Consider the following 15475-nt stretch of genomic DNA (forward strand, 5'->3'; position numbering starts at 1 on the left):
GTCGAGAGGGGCATCGTCGCAGGTCAGTTTTCCGCTCGGAGAGAAGTTTCGCCAGGTGTTCACGCATGGAAAATCATTGCCGCAGGGATGATCAGCTCGGGATGCATCAAGCAGCGATCAATATTGATATGACCATGTGACAGGTGGTGAAGTGTCCTTCACCGAGCGGGATCTCCCGCCCATCAAGGAGGTAGTCCATGGCCCTCCGCACGCCCATCCCTCTCCGCCGCGTCCTGGTGCTCGCCGTCGTCGCCGGGCTGGGAATCGTCACCGTCGCCGCGGGTCCGGTCGCCGCCCGTCCGGCACCGGACCGGACCGCCGAGCCGACCGCCGCCAGCTACCGGGTGCTCGGACCCCGAACCCTCGCCGACCGCAACGCGGTGGCCCGCACCGGAGCCGCCATCGACTACTCCGAACACGGGGTGCTGCACATCTCGGCCACCGCGGGTGAGGCCGCCGCGATCGGCAAACTCGGTTTCCGGCTGGAACCGCTCGCCCCACCGCCCAACGCCGAGCGCGGCGCCGACGGGGTGGGCACGCTGGCCTTCCCGCCCGCCGACTCCAACTACCACGACTACGCGGAACTGACCGCCGTCGTGAACCAGGTCGTCGCCGACCATCCGGCGATCGCCCGCAAGATCAGCATCGGTTCGTCGTACGAGGGCCGCGACCTGATGGCGGTGAAGATCTCCGACAACGTGGGCACCGACGAGGCCGAGCCGGAGATCCTGTTCAACTCCCAACAGCACGCCCGTGAGCACCTGACCGTCGAGATGGCCATCTACCTGCTCAACCTCTTCACCGACAGCTACGGCGGCGACTCCCGGATCACCAACATCGTCAACAGCCGGGAGATCTGGATCGTCCCGACGGTCAACCCGGACGGCAGCGAGTACGACATCGCCACCGGGTCGTACCGGTCCTGGCGTAAGAACCGGCAGCCCAACAGTGGCTCGTCCAACGTCGGCACCGACCTGAACCGCAACTGGGGCTACAACTGGGGTTGCTGCGGCGGCTCGTCCGGCTCGACCTCGTCGGAGACCTACCGGGGCCCGTCGGCGTTCTCCGCCCCCGAAACGCAGGCGCTGCGCAACTTCGTCAACGGCCGGGTGGTCGGTGGTGTGCAGCAGATCAAGGCCAACATCGACTTCCACACGTACTCGGAGTTGGTGCTCTGGCCCTACGGCTACACCACCGCCAACACCGCGACCGGGATGAGCGCGGACCAGTACAACACCTTCGCCACCATCGGCCAGCAGATGGCGGCCACCAACAACTACACCCCGGAGCAGTCCAGCGACCTCTACATCACCGACGGGGACAGCCTCGACTGGTTGTGGGCCACCCACAACATCTGGGCGTACACCTTCGAGATGTATCCCGGCTCGTCCGGTGGCGGCGGCTTCTACCCGCCCGACGAGGTGATCGGAGCGCAGACGTCGCGCAACCGGGAGGCGGTGCTGATGCTCAGTGAGTACGCCGACTGCCCGTACCGGGCCATCGGCAAGCAGGCACAGTACTGCGGCGGTGGTGGCGGCACCACGGTCTGGTCGGACACCTTCGAGACCGCCACCGGCTGGACCATCAACCCGGCCGGCACCGACACCGCCACCGTCGGGGCGTGGGAACGGGGTGCCGCCCAGGCGACCACGTCCTCCGGCGCCAAGCAACTCACCCCGTACGCCGGATCCAACGACCTGGTCACCGGCCGGCTCGCCGGGTCCGCGGCGGGTGACTACGACGTGGACGGCGGCACGACCAGCGCCCGGTCCCCGGCGGTGACCCTGCCGTCGTCCGGCACGCTGACCCTCTCGTTGGCCTGGTACCTGGCGCACGGCTCGAACGCCTCGTCGGCGGACTACCTGCGGGTGAGCGTGGTGCACAACGGCGGCACCACCGCGCTGCTGACCCAGGCCGGCGCGGCGACCAACCGCAACGGGAGTTGGGCGGTGGCCAACCTCAACCTGACTCCGTACGCCGGCCAGTCGGTCCGCATCCTCGTCGAGGCGGCGGACGCGTCCGGTGCCAGCCTGCTGGAGGCGGCTGTGGACAACGTCACCATCACGTCCTCCTGATCGGGTGGGGCCCCGTCCCGCCCCGGCGGGGCCCCGCCACCCCTTCCCGAACGCCAGGATCCGGGACATATGCCCCCCAGCGTCCGCCGTGCGGCACTCCATTGAATCGGCCCGCGCCGATCGATCCTTGATCGATCCGGCACGTCGTGGCGGTGCGCTACCGTCTTAGCGACCCGTCCGCAGCGAAGCCGGTGCGAAATCCGGCGCTGTCCCGCAACTGTGATGCCCCACCCGACGGTGGGGACGAGCCAGGTCGCCTCGGATCGGTCGCGATACGCGCTCTCGAGGAAGGGCGCCTCGTGGGCGGGCGTACGAAAGTCCCTGTCGGCGAAGCACCACACTCCTCGACCGACAGGAGGCCCCCATGTTCAGACGTACCCCTCGGCTTTTCGCCGCGACCCTCGCGGTCGCCGCGCTCGCCCTCGGCGCTTGCGCCGAGAAGGCCGACGACAAGCCGAGCACCGGCACCGCGGCCGCGGCCTACCCGGTCACGGTCGGCCCGCTCACCCTCGACAAGCGGCCCGAGAAGATCGTCTCGCTGTCGCCGAGCGCCACCGAGATGCTCTTCGCGATCGGTGCCGGCGCCCAGGTGACCGCCGTCGACGGCCAGTCCAACTACCCGGCCGACGCGCCCAAGACCGACCTCTCCGGCTTCCAGCCCAACGCCGAGGCGATCGCCGGCAAGAACCCCGACCTGGTGGTGCTCTCCGACGACCGGAACAAGGTCGTCGAGCAGCTCGGCAAGCTGAAGATCCCGGTCTACCTGACCCCGGCGGCGACCACGCTGGACGACTCGTACAAGCAGATCACCGACCTGGGCACGCTGACCGGGCACGCCGACCAGGCCACCGACGTCACCACCCGGATGAAGGACGACATCGCCAAGCTCATCAAGGACCTGCCGCAGCGCGCCCAGAAGCTCACCTACTTCCATGAGCTGGGCCCCGAGTTGTACAGCGCCACCAGCAAGACCTTCATCGGCTCGCTGTACAGCCAGGTCGGCCTGACCAACATCGCCGATCCGGCCGACGCGGACGGCAAGAACGCCGGCTACCCGCAGCTGTCCCAGGAGTTCATCGTCAACGCCAACCCGGACTTCGTCTTCCTGGCCGACGCGAAGTGCTGCCAGCAGAACGCCGACTCGGTGAAGGCGCGCAGCGGCTGGGCCGGGCTCAACGCCGTGAAGAACAACCAGGTGGTCGCGCTGGACGACGACATCGCCTCCCGCTGGGGCCCGCGCGTCGTGGACCTGCTCCGGGTCATCATCGACGCGGTCGCCAAGGTGCCCGCGTGACCACCGTTCGTCGGTGAGCGCGAGGAGTGAGCCGGGCCTGCGAGCCCCTTCGGTGGCTCGGCCGGCGGGGCTGCGCATGCGGTGGCTGGTCGTCGGGGTGTTCGCGGTGCTCGTCGCGCTGGTCGCCGGGGTGTCGCTGGGCCCGGTGAGTCTGCCGCCGGGCAGTGTCGCGGCCGAGCTGCTCAACCTGATCCCGGGTGTGCGTCTCGACAGCGGGCTGTCCGAGCGGGAGATCGCCATCGTCACCGAGCTGCGGCTGCCCCGGGTGGTGCTGGGCCTGCTCGTCGGCGGTCTGCTCGCCCTTGCCGGCGGCTGCTACCAGGGTGTGTTCCGCAATCCGCTGGCCGACCCGTACCTGCTCGGTGTTGCCGCCGGCGCCGGCCTCGCGGTCACCGCGGTGATCGCCCTCGGCGGCGCCGGCCGGGAGGGCGCGATCTCCGGGTTGCCGATGACCATCCCGCTGGCCGCGTTCGCCGGCTCGCTGCTCGCCGTGACGATGACCTATGTGCTCGGCGCTGCCGGCGGGCGTAGGGGGTCGCCAGCGATGCTGATCCTGGCCGGGGTGGCGGTCTCCGCGTTCCTCTCCGCCGGGCAGACGTACCTGCTGCAACGACACTCCGACAGCATTCAGCCGGTCTACTCCTGGCTGCTCGGTCGGTTGGCGACCGCTGGCTGGCACGATGTGCTGCTGGTGCTGCCGTACGCGGCGCTGACCACCGTGGTGGTGCTGCTGCACCGCCGTGAGCTGGACGTCCTCGCGGTCGGCGACGACGAGGCGAGGAGTCTGGGCCTGCACCCGCAGCGCACCCGGTACCTGTTGATCGCCGCCGCGTCCCTGGGGACCGCAGCGGCGGTCTCGGCGACCGGGTTGATCGGCTTCGTCGGCATCATCGTGCCGCACACCGTCCGGCTGCTGGCCGGGTCGAGCTACCGGGTGATCCTGCCGATGTCACTGCTGTTCGGCGCGGCGTTCCTGGCGTTGACCGATGTGGTGGCCCGCACCGCCGCGGCGCCGAGCGAGGTGCCGATCGGAGTGGTGACCGCCCTGCTGGGCGGCCCGTTCTTCGTGATCGTGCTGCGGACCGCCCGGCGGGTACTCACGTGAGTCCCGAATCCACCGCTGGTCCGTCCCCTGCCGGCCGGTCGGTCGACGGTGACGTGCCGGCCGTCGAGGTGCGGGGGCTGCACGTCAGCCTGGACGGCACGCCGATCCTGACCGGCGTCGACGTCGCCGTCGCCGTCGGTGAGTGGGTCACCGTGATCGGCCCGAACGGCGCCGGCAAGTCGACCCTGTTGCGCGCCGTCGGCGGCCTGCTGCCCGCGCCGGGGGCGATCACCCTGTTCGGTACGGCGAGCGCCGCGCTGCGCCGCCGGGATCGCGCCCGGATGGTGGCCACGGTGGCGCAGTCCCCGGTGGTGCCGCCCGGTATGTCGGTGCTGGATTACGTGCTGCTCGGCCGTACCCCGTACATTCCGACGCTGGGCCGGGAGTCGACCGCCGACGTCGATGCGGTGCACGAGGTGCTGGGTCGGTTGGACCTCACCGGCCTGCACCGGCGCGAGCTGGCCACCCTCTCCGGGGGTGAACGGCAGCGGGTGTTCCTCGCCCGGGCGCTCGCCCAGGGCGCGACGTTGCTGCTGCTCGACGAGCCGACCAGCGCCCTCGACATCGGCCACCAGCAGGAGGTGCTGGAGGTGGTCGACCAGTTGCGCCGCGAGCACGGTCTGACCGTTCTCGCCACGATGCACGACCTCTCCCTGGCCGGGGAGTACGCCGACCGGATGGTGCTGCTCGCCGGCGGGCAGGTGGTGGCCGCCGGAACCCCGACCGAGGTGTTGACCGAGCACCTGCTCGCCACCCACTACCGGGCCAGCGTCCGAGTGGTGCCCGGCACCCACGGCCCCCTGGTGGTCCCCGTTCGCCCGGCCCGCCCCAAGCGTTGATCGTGAGGCGAGCGCAAGATCGTGCTCGATCCTGGAAACAGGGGGGTCCGGGATGTGGGAGGCCACTAGATCCAGGATCGAGCGCGATCTTCAGGCGGGGTCAGGGACCCAGGTCGATGACGGAGAAGAGCGCGCCCTGGGGGTCGCGTAGGGCTGCGAAGCGGCCCGCCGGGATGTCACGGGGTGGCACGAGGATCGTCCCGCCCAGCTCGGCGGCGCGAGCCGCGGCGGCGTCCGCGTCGGCCACCGCGAAGTAGACCGTCCAGTACGCGGGCAGGTCGGCCGGGAAGTCGTCGGCCAGCGGCGGCATCATCCCGGCGACGATCTGCGTCCCGAGCCGCCACCCGGTGTACGTCATTTCGCCGACCGGCTGGTCGTCCGGCTGCCACCCGAACACCAGCTCGTAGAAGACCTTCGCGCCCTCGGGGTCGGGGGTGACCAGCTCGTTCCAGCTCATCGCGCCCGGCACGTTGAACACTTCGGCACCGGCCATCGTCAGCGGCTGCCAGACGCTGAACGTCGCGCCGGCCGGGTCGGCGAAGACCGCCATCCAACCTCGGTCGAAGACCTCGAAGGGCGGCACGACCACCTGCCCGCCGGCCCGTTCGACCCGGCCGGCGACCAGTTCCGCGTCGTCGGTCGCGAGGTACGTCGACCAGATGGGCACCTGGTCCGGGATCGCTGGAGGCCCGGCCCCGGCGACCGGCCGGCCGTCGAGCAGGAAGACCGTGTAGCCGCCCGCCTCGGGTTCCGGCGTGACCCGGCCGGTCCAACCGAACAACTCCGGGTAGAAGCGCCGCGCGTCGGTCAGGTCCGGGGTGGCCAGGTCGGCCCAGCAGGGCGTACCCGGCGGGACGGTGCTCACGGTGTCAAGACCCCTCTCGGCCCGGGCGGCCACGACGACCCCCTGCCGGAATCCTGGCACCGTCCCGCCGCGGTCCGGGGCGGAACCGGACGAATCGTCAGCTGAACCGGCGACCCTCGTCCCGCCGGTAGGCCCAGCCGGCGAGCGAGGCGAGCACCACCACCCAGACACCGAGCATGATCAGCGCCAGCGGTTGGACGCGAAAGTCCCCGACCGACGCCCACATCAGCTCCGCCGCGCCCCGGGTGGGCAGGTACGGCGCGATCGTCTCGATGAACCCCGGTGCCTCACCCGGCGCGGAGAGTAGGCCGCCGCCGAACGCGAGTGGCAGGAAGACCACCTGCGCGATCACGATCGCCGCCTTGCTCGGCAGGGAGTAGCCGATGGCGAGGCCCATCAGCGTGAACGGCACCGAGATGACGGCCACGGTGCCGGCGGCCAGCAGGAACGCCGCCGGGCTGAGGTGGGCCGCGGTCAGCGTCGCGCCGATCACGACGACCGGGATCAGCGAGAGGTAGGTGAGCGCCAGGCCGGCGAGCACCCGGCCGGCGAAGCGGGGCGCCGGCCCGGCCGGCAAGGTCCGGGTGTACGGGTTCCACGGCTGGTCACGATCCTCGGCGACGCCGATGCCGTACTGGAAGATGTTGGCGCTCATCACCGAGAAGGTGACCATCGACGCGGTGGCGAAGGTGGCGCCGGTCGCGTCGTCCCCCGCGAACGGGACCACGAAGAAGATCATGGCGGCGGCCGGGAAGAAGGCGCTGCCGAAGACGGCCACCGGAATCCGGATGATCTCCAGGAGCTGGTAGCGGGCGTGGACCAGGGTCAGCTGCACGGTCGCCTCCTCAGACGGTGGTGGGTTGGCCGCCGGCAGCGGCGGTGGCGGGCTGCTCCCCGGTGGGTTGGTCCCCGCTCGTGATGGCGAGGAAGGCCTCCTCCAGCGAGGTCGGTCGTACCTCCAGGTCGCTGAAGGTCGTTCCGGCCCGGACCAGCGCGCGGACCAGCTCGTCGGCGTCGGTGGTGAGCAGGTGCAGCCGGCCGTCGATCCGCTCGGTGCGGACCAGGCCCGGCAGGTCGGGCAGTTGGTCGGCGACCAGGCTGACCCGGCGTACGCCGACGATGCCGCGCACCGCGTCCACCGTGTCGTCGACGAGCACCCGGCCCTGACCGATCACCACCACCCGGTGGGCCAGCGCCTCCACCTCCTCCAGGTAGTGGCTGCTCAACAGCACGGTGCCGCCGTCGGTGTGGAACGCGCGGATCGCCTCCCAGAGGGTGTGCCGGGCGGCCACGTCCAGGCCGGTGGTCGGCTCGTCGAGCAGCACCAGCCGGGGCCGGCCGACGAACGCGAGCGCCACCGCCAAGCGGCGGCGCTGCCCGCCGGACAGCCCACCGGTCTGCCGTTTGCCGAGATCGCCCAGACCGAAGCGGTCGAGCAGCTCGCCCCGGGGCACCGGGTCCGCGTAGTGCGCGGAGACGAAGTCGACCACCTCGCCGACCCGCAGCGTGCCCGGCAGGCCGGTCTCCTGCGGGGTGACCCCGATCTGTCGCCGGGTCGCCGGGTCGCGGGGGTCGCCGCCGAACAACTCGACCCGCCCCGAGCTGGGGCGGCGCAGACCTACCAGCAGGTTCATCAGGGTGCTCTTGCCGGCGCCGTTCGGCCCGAGCAGGCCGACCAGCTCACCGGCCCGGACTTCCAGGTCGACGCGGTCGAGGGCGAGGACGTCGCCGTACCGGCGGCTGGCCTGGTCAGCGCGGGCGAGGGTCATAGCTGCTCCTTCGGCAGGGCGGGGTCGAGCAGAGTGCAGATCGCCTCGGTGTACTCCTCGAACGCCAGCCGGCCCCGCCGGCTCAGCCGGATCAGGGTTGCCGGGGTGCGTCCACGGTGGGTCTTGCTGATCTCCACGTAGCCGGCGTCCTCAAGCTTGCGCAGGTGCACGGAGAGATTGCCAGCGGTCATCGCGAGCAGTTCCTGCAACCGGGGGAACGCGATCCGGTCGCCGTCGCCGAGAGCGGAGAGGCTGGCGACCACCCGGAGTCGGGCCTGCGCGTGGATGACCGGGTCCAGTTCGCTCACTGGCGGTGTCGCTGTCGCCGTCGGGCAATCGTGCCAGCGACCAGGATCCCGCCGCCGCCGGCCACCGCCACGACCAGCGCGTGCCAACCCGGCCCGGCGATAGCGCCGGCCAGGTTGATCACGCTGATCCAGACGCCCAGCCGGAACAGGTCCCGGTCCAGCCAGATCGCCCCGCCGGCCATTTCCAGCGCGCCGGTCAACCCAACCGCGGTCGCCGACCAGACCAGCCCCGCCAGATCGTCCGGCAGGTACTCGGAGATCCGGCCGAGCCCCGCGTAGACGCTCACGGAACCGAGGGCCCAGGCGCACCCGTACCAACGCCCGCGGAGGGCGGAGTCACCGATCACCTGGCCGTAGGCCCGAGCGTTGACCACTGCCTGGATCACCCCGGCAGTCAGGAGGAGCGCGAAGAGAACGGTCAGCGGCAGCCAGACCGGCAGCCGGAGCAGTTCCCGGTCGCCGGGGGAGAACCGGAGGAAGAACAGCCCGAAGCCGACCAGCCAGGCGACGCCCCACGGCCAGTAGAGCAGGCGGGCATCGGGAACGAGCCGGCGTGCCGTCGCTGACCGCTGGTCTTCGATCAGCCGGAGCGCCGCTGCGGCGTCGGTGGGCGGCAGATCGTCGTCGGGGTTCACGCAAAGAACTTTATGTAACAAAGTCAATGCTGGGTGACCCGCACGTCGCGGGCGGGGTGACCGGTCGGGGTGGGGAGTGCCTATGGTGGGGAGGTGTCGCGGCTGAGTCGTCGCGCAGGACACAGGGGAGGGTCCGTGTCGAGCCCGAGCAATGAGCTGGAGGTCCAGCCGGAGGCGCTGAAGGCGTTCGCCAAGGCGTCCACCGATCGGGCGGCCCGCTTTCGCGAGCTGCACGGCTCGTTTGGTGAAGGGCACGTGCCCCGGCACGCGTTCGGGGTGATGCCGGCGTCGTTCAGCCTCGCGGCGTCGTACGCCGAGCAGTTCGAGGCGTGCCTGCAAGGGCTGGCCGACGGCGCTGAGGTGATGGCCGACATCGCCGATGGGCTCGACGACACCGCCGACGCCTACACCGGCACCGACGTGGCCAACACCGACATGTTCGTGCCCGGCCGGCCGGCCGCTCCCGATGTCATCGCACCGGGCCCCTGGTCGTCGGGCCCCTCGACTTCGAACGGGCAGGTGCCGGCGTGAGCACCGAGGCGTTGCAGCGCAACAAGACCTACTTCGAGCAGATCGTGTCGGGCACCCCCGACCCGTTCAAGCCACTGTCCAATGCGGTGCTCTGGCCCTTCGAGCAACTGCTGGAGCTGGTCGCCGGCGAGCCGGATGACCTGATGAAGGCGGCGCAGCTCTGTCTGACCACCGGCGAGGCGGTCCGGGAAATCGCCGGCGACCAGGTCGCCGACCGGGCCCGGTTGCGCGGTGCCTGGACGGGCGACGCCGCAGAGAGCTTCCATGCCTCGATGGAGTCGATCGAGGAGGCGATCGAGGAACTGGCCCGAGGGCTCGACGGCACCAAGGAGGTGCTGGTCGACGCGGCGAACGCGGCGGTGGACGCGTTCAACCTGCTGGTCGAGCTGATCCTCGAGTTCCTGCTCTGGTTCCTCACCGAGGTGATCATCGCGGCGGTGGCGGCGGCACTCAGCGCCGGCATCTCGCTCGCGGCGACGGTCGTCCGGGTGCTGGCGCGGCTGGCGACCACCGTCGGTCGGATGGTGAAGATCGTCGGCAGGTTCGCCGAGGTGCTCACGAAGCTGGCCACCAAGTTGGACGAAGTCGCGGAGGCGCTGATGACCTATCGCGCGGCCGTGCTGCGGATGAAGGAGCTCAAGAAGAGCTACAAGGCGTGGAACAAGAGCTTCTACACAAAGGAAGGGCTGGGCTTCCAGGCCGAGAAGTTCAAGACCCTCTTTCCCGGCAAGTTCGTCATCAACCAACTGTCGCCGGTCAACATCCCCGGCCTGGGCGGTGCACTGTTGGACACCGGCGTCGGTCTGCACGACGTCTCCGACGGCACGAAGGACCGCAACTACCTGGTGGACGGCACGTACAAGGCGGACCTTGGTCCCTACACCGAGGGCGTGCAGGATGTCTTCGACTCCATCCTCAACTGAGTGAGAGAACGACATGACCTTTCCCGGCCTGGACCGGATCGAGGCGCTGGCCCGCAACCTGGACGGTTGGCAGCGCGAGCTGTCCTCGCGGATGGGTGAAATCGAGGACAGCCGCGCGGAGGGGGTGAGCGACTCTGGCCTCGTCCGGGTCACCGCTGCCGCCGACGGGACGATCGTTTCATCCGAGGTGAACGCTCGTGCGATGCGCCTCGACTCGTACACGCTCGCGGAGGAGTTCACCGCCGCCGCCACCCGCGCCCAGGAGGCGGCGTCGGCGCGGGTGCGTGAACTCATCGGCGAGGTGATGGGCGGCACGCCGGGCGGCAGCCGGACAGATGGGCACTGAGCCGATGGCGGAGTCGCCATACCTCGACCGGCTCCGCGAGCTGGTGGAGCCGGGTGAGCAGGTGCTCACCATCGCCCCTACCGACGTCGCGCAGGGGATCCGGCCGCCCAAGCCGCCGAACGCGGAGCAGCCGAAAACCTCTCGAGGTGGCTTCAGCCCCCTCGGCTTATTGCTCAACGTGCTCTCGCCCAACGTGGTCTTCGCAGCCGGGGACCGCTTCGTCGACCTGGTCGTCTGGGGCATCGCCGGTCGCGGGGCCCCCGGCTCCGCGGCGTCCCGACTGACTCACGCCCACTGGCTCACCCTGATCGAGCCCGGCCTGCGGCGCACGCTGCTCGTGGTGACCAACCGGCGCCTGCTGGTCTGCCGGGGCGGCCAGACGTCGCTGTACCGCCGGACCGACCCGGCCGCCGAGGTGGCCGGCACCGAGATCATGTGGTCGGCTCCGCGCGCCGAGATCGCCCAGGCCCGGGTGGGCTGGCACCGGCTCAACCCGAAGCGGCTGACGATCGAGTTCACCGACCACTCGTGGCTCGCGTTCACCGTGCCGATCGCGGAGTCCGGCCGGCCGCTGCGCGAGGTCGCCTCAGCCCTCTCCGGCTGAGCCGCCAGTCAGCGGCGCAGGCAGCGGCTCGTGGTGCAGCACCGCCAGCCGGGACACCGCCCGAGTGAGCACCACGTACAGCCGGTGCAGCCCACGCGGTTCGGCGGCGACGATCGCGGCCGGCTCGACCACCACCACATGGTCGTACTCCAGGCCCTTGACCAGCGTCGCGGGCACCACGGTGACCCGCTCCGCGGTCGCCACGTCGTCGGCGGTCGCGGTCGCGACACCGGCGGCGGCCAGCGCCGCGCGCAGCCCGTCGACCGCGTCGTCCGCGACGATCACACCGATCGAGCCGTCGTGCGCGAGCGCCGCGCGTACCTCGGCCACCGTCGCCGAGGTCAGGTCGCTCACGGTACGCACGTCCAGGCCGCCGTCGTGGCGCAGCGATTCGGCCGGCGGTACGTCCACCGCGAGCGCCGGGAGCAGCAGGTTCGCGAACGCGACCACCGCGGCGGGCACCCGGAACCCGACAGTCAACGGGACCACCACGGCGTCCGGCTTGCCCAGGTGGGCGAGGGACTCCCTCCAATCCGTCGCCGCCCACGGCGCGGTGCCCTGGGCCAGGTCACCGAGGAGGGTGACCGAGCCGTGCTCGCTGCGCCGGGCAATGGCCCGACACTGCATCGGGGAGAGATCCTGCGCCTCGTCCACCACCACGTGCCCGAACCCGGAGAGCCGTTCCAGCAGCCCGGTCGCCTCGTCGATCAGCACCGCGTCGGCTGCGGTCCAGCGGGTCGCCTTCGCGGTACGAGCCGGTTTCGCCCAGCGGAGCAGCGCCTGCTCGGTGTCGTCGAGCAGCCCGTCCGCGGCGGCGGCGAGCCGGTCCGGGTCGGAGAGCAGGCCGTGTACCAGCCCTTCCGGGGTGAGCGCCGGCCAGACCGCGTCCAGGAAGTCGACCACCGGCCGGCAGCGGCCCATCCGACGTAGCCAGGCATCGCTGGGCGACTCCGCCCGCCGCGCCTCGGCCTGCCGTTGCAGCAGGCTCACCACCCGTGCCCGGACCCGCTCCCGGCCCGTGCCGTACGGCAGCCCTTCCCGGCGGGTCTCCTCGACGATCCGGTGCAACGGTTCCAGCCCGATCCGCCACCGGAACGAACCGTCCGACACGGTGATCGAGTCTGTCGGCGTACCTATCTGTGCCTGCACCGCGCGCTGCAGCACCCGCGCCATGCGTACGTCGTGCTTGAGCACCGCGACCGCCGGCGCCTCGACCGCCCGGACCGGCACGCTGGAAATCAACTCTTCCACCGTGGCCTGTTCCACCTCGACTTCGCCGAGCGCCGGCAGCACGGCCGCGATGTACGACATGAACGCCCGGTTCGGCCCGACGATCAGCACACCCGCCCGCCGCAACCGCTCCCGGTGCAGATAGAGCAGGTACGCGGCCCGGTGCAGGCCGACCGCGGTCTTCCCGGTACCCGGCGCTCCCTGGACACAGATGGACTCGGAAAGGTCAGCCCTGACCAGCTCGTCCTGCTCCGGTTGGATCGTGGCGACGATGTCGCGCATCGGCCCGACACGCGGTCGCTCGATCTCGGCGGCGAGGATCCGACTTGTCGTGCCGAGCTCTTCGCCCCGATCCAGACGCTCATCCTCGAAGCTGGTCAGCACACCGTTGCTGAACCCGAACCGTCGCCGGACCGCCACGCCCTGCGGATCCCGCGCGCTGGCCTGGTAGAACGACCGGGACACGGGTGCTCGCCAGTCCAGCACCAACGGCTCGCCGCGCTCATCGGCGACGTGCCGCCGCCCCACGTGGTACCGCCGCCCGTCATGATCGCTGCTGCTGCTGCTGCTGCTGCTGCTGCTGCTGCTGCTGCTCGCACCCGCGCCGGAGCCCTCGTCGCTGGTCCTGCCCGCCACGGTGTCGCGGTCGGTGGTGTGGCGGTGCGTGGTGGCTCGGTCTGGGGTGTTGCGGTCTGTGGTGTCAGGGTCCGTGGACTCGGCGAAGTCGAGGCGGCCGAAGAAGAGCGGCGTGGTCGGGTCGTCGGCCAACTCGGCCACCCGACGGGCCAGGGTCCGGCCGAGCGTCTCGGCCGCGTACGCGTCGCCGGCCACCTGGTCACCGGTGGCGAAGAGGTCTTCGGCCCGCTCCCGCATCCGTCGCAGAGCCGCCCGCGACGTTGCCAGGTGTGCGCGTTCAGCCGACAGATCTGTGTCGAGGTGGGTGTCGAGATCAACTGCGGGCATGCTGACGTCCCATCGTTCACATCTGCTGCGCGCTCGCGTGTCCGGGGGCGGATGGCCGGCCGCCCGGCGCGACGACGTCCGTTCCGGTGCAGCTCACCTCGGCCGTCAAGCGGCCTGCAACCCTACGCTCTTCGGCGAATCCTCACTACCGAATTACCGAGCCGACCACCTGTCAGAGTCGGCGTGTCACCGGGCGAGTCGCTGTTGGGTTGGCGTGTCGCTGCCGGGCTGGCCCTTCGGCGCGCCGCCGCCGGCCCGGCCGTTGGATCCGTCAGGTCGCAGTCGAGCGCGGGCTTGGCCGTGGGTCCGTCTGGTCGTAGTCGAGCGCGGGCCCGGCCGTGGATCGGTCTGGTCGTAGTCGAGCGCGGGCCCGGCCGTGGATCGGTCAGGTCGCAGTCGAGCACGGGCTTGGCCGTGGATCGGTCAGGTCGCAGTCGAGCGCCGGCCCGGCCGTGGATCGGTCAGGTCGCAACCGGGCACCGGCACGGCGTCGTCGCCGGGCTGGCCTTTCGTCGCTGGGCTGGCCTTTGCGGTGCTTGCCGGTATCAGCAGCGCCGGTGGTAGAGGTTGCGCCGTGGTGTGCGCTGCGCGTCGAGCCAACTGGGCGGGAGGAAGTCGGGCCGACCGTCCGGGGCGATGCGGACCGTCCAGTCGCCGCGGTGGACGAGCCGGTGGTGGTAGCCGCAGAGCAGCACGGCGTTGCCCAGTGCCGTCGCCCCGCCATCGGCCCAGTGTTGGACGTGGTGGCCGTCGCACCATCGCGATGGCCGGTCACAGCCAGGAAAGGCGCAACCACCGTCTCGTAGCACCAGCGCGCGTCGCAGCGGGCCGGTGAAGAGCCTGCGCTGGCGCCCCACGTCGAGAACCTGACTGTCGCCGCTCAATACGGCAGGTAGCACGGCCGCGTCGCAGGCGAGCCGGCGGACCGCGCCCGGCGTGAGCCGCGCCCCGGTCTCCAGGGTGCCCGCTCGTACGCCGTTGACCAGCTCGTCCAGCGACACGGTCACCACGAGCTGCGGCCGGTCACCGCCATTGTCGGGCAGCTGACCGGTGCGCAGCACCAGCCGACAGACCTCACCCAGCGCGTCGGCGCGGCGCTGGCCGGGACTGCGATCGTCGTGCTCACCGGCTGGGGCGCAGAGCGGATCGATCGCCTCACGGAGCAAGCTCGCGGTCTCGGTGTCGAGGTTGCCGCTGAGGCGTACCTGACCGTTCTGCTGCTCGGAGAGCGTGACGTGCCGACGAGCCTCGGCCCGCTCGGTGGCCCGTTCGAGGGCCGCCAGCTCAGCCTGGTCGGCCAAGTCCGGTGCGACGTGCGTGAGGACGCGCTCCCCGAGACGGCTCAGAATTGTCGGGTCGAAACGGTCGGCCCAGGCGATCAGCAGCTCGGTGGCCTTGTCCGCCACCTCGGGACCGGCCTCGACCGGCAGGGCCGCGATCGTCTCCGCGACCACCCGACCCTGCTCGACGGTGATGGCACCACCGAGCAGCGCCTCGCGCACCGCCGGTGGAGCGGCATCGACGGAGGCAGCGAGGTGGACGAGCTGGCGCGCGGAACGGCCGGTGATCCGGAGCCGCTCCCGCAGCCAGACGGCTGTGGACGAGGCGCCCTGAGCGACCGCCACGCCGCGCGCGTCCAACTCGCGCACCAGACCGAGCTGAACCGTGGCCAGCCGCTGCGCCAACACGTGCGTCGCATCGAGGGAAGCCTGCAACTCATCATCGGAGAGCCCCCAGAGCGCGGCGTCGGCACAGTCGCCGACGGCACCGCCTGCCTGCGCCAACGCCCTCAACATGAAGACAGATTAGAACACGTGTACGACACTTTTCTGGCCCGGATCGCCAGCCCGACGCAGGATGTCGCGAATGTGCCGCGGGCTCTCCGCCCGCGCCCGCCCCGCCCGCAGCCCACCCCGCGCCCCGCCCGCAGCCCGCCCCGCCGCACCCTGCCCCCCGCGCCGCGCCGTGCCCCCGGGCCCCGGTGCCCG

16 protein-coding genes and 1 riboswitch are annotated in these 15475 nt (G+C 71.1%); of the genes, 8 read left to right on the forward strand and 8 right to left on the reverse strand.

Annotated elements, in window-relative coordinates:
* Positions 1–197 precede the first annotated feature (197 nt).
* The 4 genes from C7C45_RS27095 to C7C45_RS27110 all read left to right on the forward strand — a co-directional run bounded on the left by C7C45_RS27095 (position 198) and on the right by C7C45_RS27110 (position 5313).
* On the forward strand, positions 198–2075 hold the full coding sequence (locus C7C45_RS27095) for a M14 family metallopeptidase (RefSeq protein ID WP_110566681.1): 1878 nt from the start codon (positions 198–200) through the stop codon (positions 2073–2075).
* Between the two features lie 187 nt (positions 2076–2262).
* Positions 2263–2328: riboswitch (cobalamin riboswitch) on the forward strand.
* A 111-nt stretch (positions 2329–2439) separates the two neighbouring features.
* Positions 2440–3369: an ABC transporter substrate-binding protein gene (locus C7C45_RS27100; RefSeq protein WP_110566683.1), complete on the forward strand. Its 930-nt coding sequence runs from the start codon at positions 2440–2442 to the stop codon at positions 3367–3369.
* Positions 3370–3445: 76 nt separating this feature from the next.
* Complete coding sequence (locus C7C45_RS27105) at positions 3446–4474, forward strand: FecCD family ABC transporter permease (RefSeq protein WP_244200596.1); 1029 nt, start codon at positions 3446–3448, stop codon at positions 4472–4474.
* Positions 4475–4527: 53 nt separating this feature from the next.
* Entirely contained in the window at positions 4528–5313 is a 786-nt protein-coding gene (locus C7C45_RS27110) for an ABC transporter ATP-binding protein (protein ID WP_110566711.1), read from the forward strand.
* A gap of 100 nt (positions 5314–5413) precedes the next feature.
* Here C7C45_RS27110 and C7C45_RS27115 read toward each other — a convergent pair whose 3' ends face one another.
* The 5 genes from C7C45_RS27115 to C7C45_RS27135 form a co-directional block, all read right to left on the reverse strand.
* A complete protein-coding gene (locus C7C45_RS27115) occupies positions 5414–6178 on the reverse strand; it encodes a VOC family protein (RefSeq protein WP_110566713.1) in 765 nt (254 codons plus the stop codon).
* 97 nt (positions 6179–6275) lie between these two features.
* A complete protein-coding gene (locus C7C45_RS27120; protein WP_110566687.1) occupies positions 6276–7013 on the reverse strand; it encodes an ABC transporter permease in 738 nt (245 codons plus the stop codon).
* A 10-nt stretch (positions 7014–7023) separates the two neighbouring features.
* A complete protein-coding gene (locus tag C7C45_RS27125; RefSeq protein WP_110566689.1) occupies positions 7024–7947 on the reverse strand; it encodes an ABC transporter ATP-binding protein in 924 nt (307 codons plus the stop codon).
* On the reverse strand, positions 7944–8255 hold the full coding sequence (locus C7C45_RS27130) for a transcriptional regulator (RefSeq protein WP_110566691.1): 312 nt from the start codon (positions 8253–8255) through the stop codon (positions 7944–7946). Before C7C45_RS27130 ends, C7C45_RS27125 begins: the two co-directional genes overlap by 4 nt.
* On the reverse strand, positions 8252–8890 hold the full coding sequence (locus tag C7C45_RS27135) for a transporter (protein ID WP_110566693.1): 639 nt from the start codon (positions 8888–8890) through the stop codon (positions 8252–8254). Before C7C45_RS27135 ends, C7C45_RS27130 begins: the two co-directional genes overlap by 4 nt.
* A 135-nt stretch (positions 8891–9025) precedes the next feature.
* Between C7C45_RS27135 and C7C45_RS27140 the strand changes: the two genes are divergently transcribed.
* The 4 genes from C7C45_RS27140 to C7C45_RS27155 are packed head-to-tail and all read left to right on the forward strand — an operon-like array spanning position 9026 to position 11294.
* Positions 9026–9421, forward strand: a complete 396-nt coding sequence (locus C7C45_RS27140; RefSeq protein WP_110566695.1) for a WXG100 family type VII secretion target — start codon at positions 9026–9028, stop codon at positions 9419–9421.
* Positions 9418–10344, forward strand: coding sequence for a WXG100 family type VII secretion target (locus tag C7C45_RS27145; protein WP_110566697.1), 927 nt, complete (start codon positions 9418–9420; stop codon positions 10342–10344). Before C7C45_RS27140 ends, C7C45_RS27145 begins: the two co-directional genes overlap by 4 nt.
* 13 nt (positions 10345–10357) lie before the next feature.
* Positions 10358–10690, forward strand: coding sequence for a YbaB/EbfC family nucleoid-associated protein (locus C7C45_RS27150; protein WP_110566699.1), 333 nt, complete (start codon positions 10358–10360; stop codon positions 10688–10690).
* Positions 10680–11294, forward strand: a complete 615-nt coding sequence (locus C7C45_RS27155) for a hypothetical protein (RefSeq protein ID WP_244200593.1) — start codon at positions 10680–10682, stop codon at positions 11292–11294. The genes C7C45_RS27150 and C7C45_RS27155 overlap by 11 nt, the downstream gene beginning before the upstream one ends.
* Here the strand turns inward: C7C45_RS27155 and C7C45_RS27160 are convergent.
* The 3 genes from C7C45_RS27160 to C7C45_RS34535 all read right to left on the reverse strand — a co-directional run.
* Entirely contained in the window at positions 11277–13487 is a 2211-nt protein-coding gene (locus C7C45_RS27160; RefSeq protein WP_244200594.1) for a HelD family protein, read from the reverse strand. The genes C7C45_RS27155 and C7C45_RS27160 overlap by 18 nt on opposite strands.
* A gap of 545 nt (positions 13488–14032) precedes the next feature.
* On the reverse strand, positions 14033–15283 hold the full coding sequence (locus tag C7C45_RS27170; RefSeq protein ID WP_110566701.1) for an HNH endonuclease signature motif containing protein: 1251 nt from the start codon (positions 15281–15283) through the stop codon (positions 14033–14035).
* Positions 15284–15292: 9 nt separating this feature from the next.
* Positions 15293–15475 (reverse strand): hypothetical protein (locus tag C7C45_RS34535; RefSeq protein ID WP_208641369.1); only part of this gene is annotated, 183 nt, incomplete at its 5' end.

Origin of the sequence: Micromonospora arborensis (assembly GCF_003205615.1) — a bacterium.
GTDB lineage: Bacteria > Actinomycetota > Actinomycetes > Mycobacteriales > Micromonosporaceae > Micromonospora > Micromonospora arborensis.

Bases quoted from the DNA above. Each gene is read 5' to 3' on its own strand.
- C7C45_RS27095 (WP_110566681.1), top strand. From the start codon at position 198: ATGGCCCTCCGCACGCCCATCCCTCTCCGCCGCGTCCTGGTGCTCGCC.
- C7C45_RS27100 (WP_110566683.1), top strand. From the start codon at position 2,440: ATGTTCAGACGTACCCCTCGGCTTTTCGCCGCGACCCTCGCGGTCGCC.
- C7C45_RS27105 (WP_244200596.1), top strand. From the start codon at position 3,446: ATGCGGTGGCTGGTCGTCGGGGTGTTCGCGGTGCTCGTCGCGCTGGTC.
- C7C45_RS27125 (WP_110566689.1), bottom strand. From the start codon at position 7,947: ATGACCCTCGCCCGCGCTGACCAGGCCAGCCGCCGGTACGGCGACGTC.
- C7C45_RS27150 (WP_110566699.1), top strand. From the start codon at position 10,358: ATGACCTTTCCCGGCCTGGACCGGATCGAGGCGCTGGCCCGCAACCTG.
- C7C45_RS27155 (WP_244200593.1), top strand. From the start codon at position 10,680: ATGGGCACTGAGCCGATGGCGGAGTCGCCATACCTCGACCGGCTCCGC.
- C7C45_RS27160 (WP_244200594.1), bottom strand. From the start codon at position 13,487: ATGCCCGCAGTTGATCTCGACACCCACCTCGACACAGATCTGTCGGCT.
- C7C45_RS27170 (WP_110566701.1), bottom strand. From the start codon at position 15,283: ATGTTGAGGGCGTTGGCGCAGGCAGGCGGTGCCGTCGGCGACTGTGCC.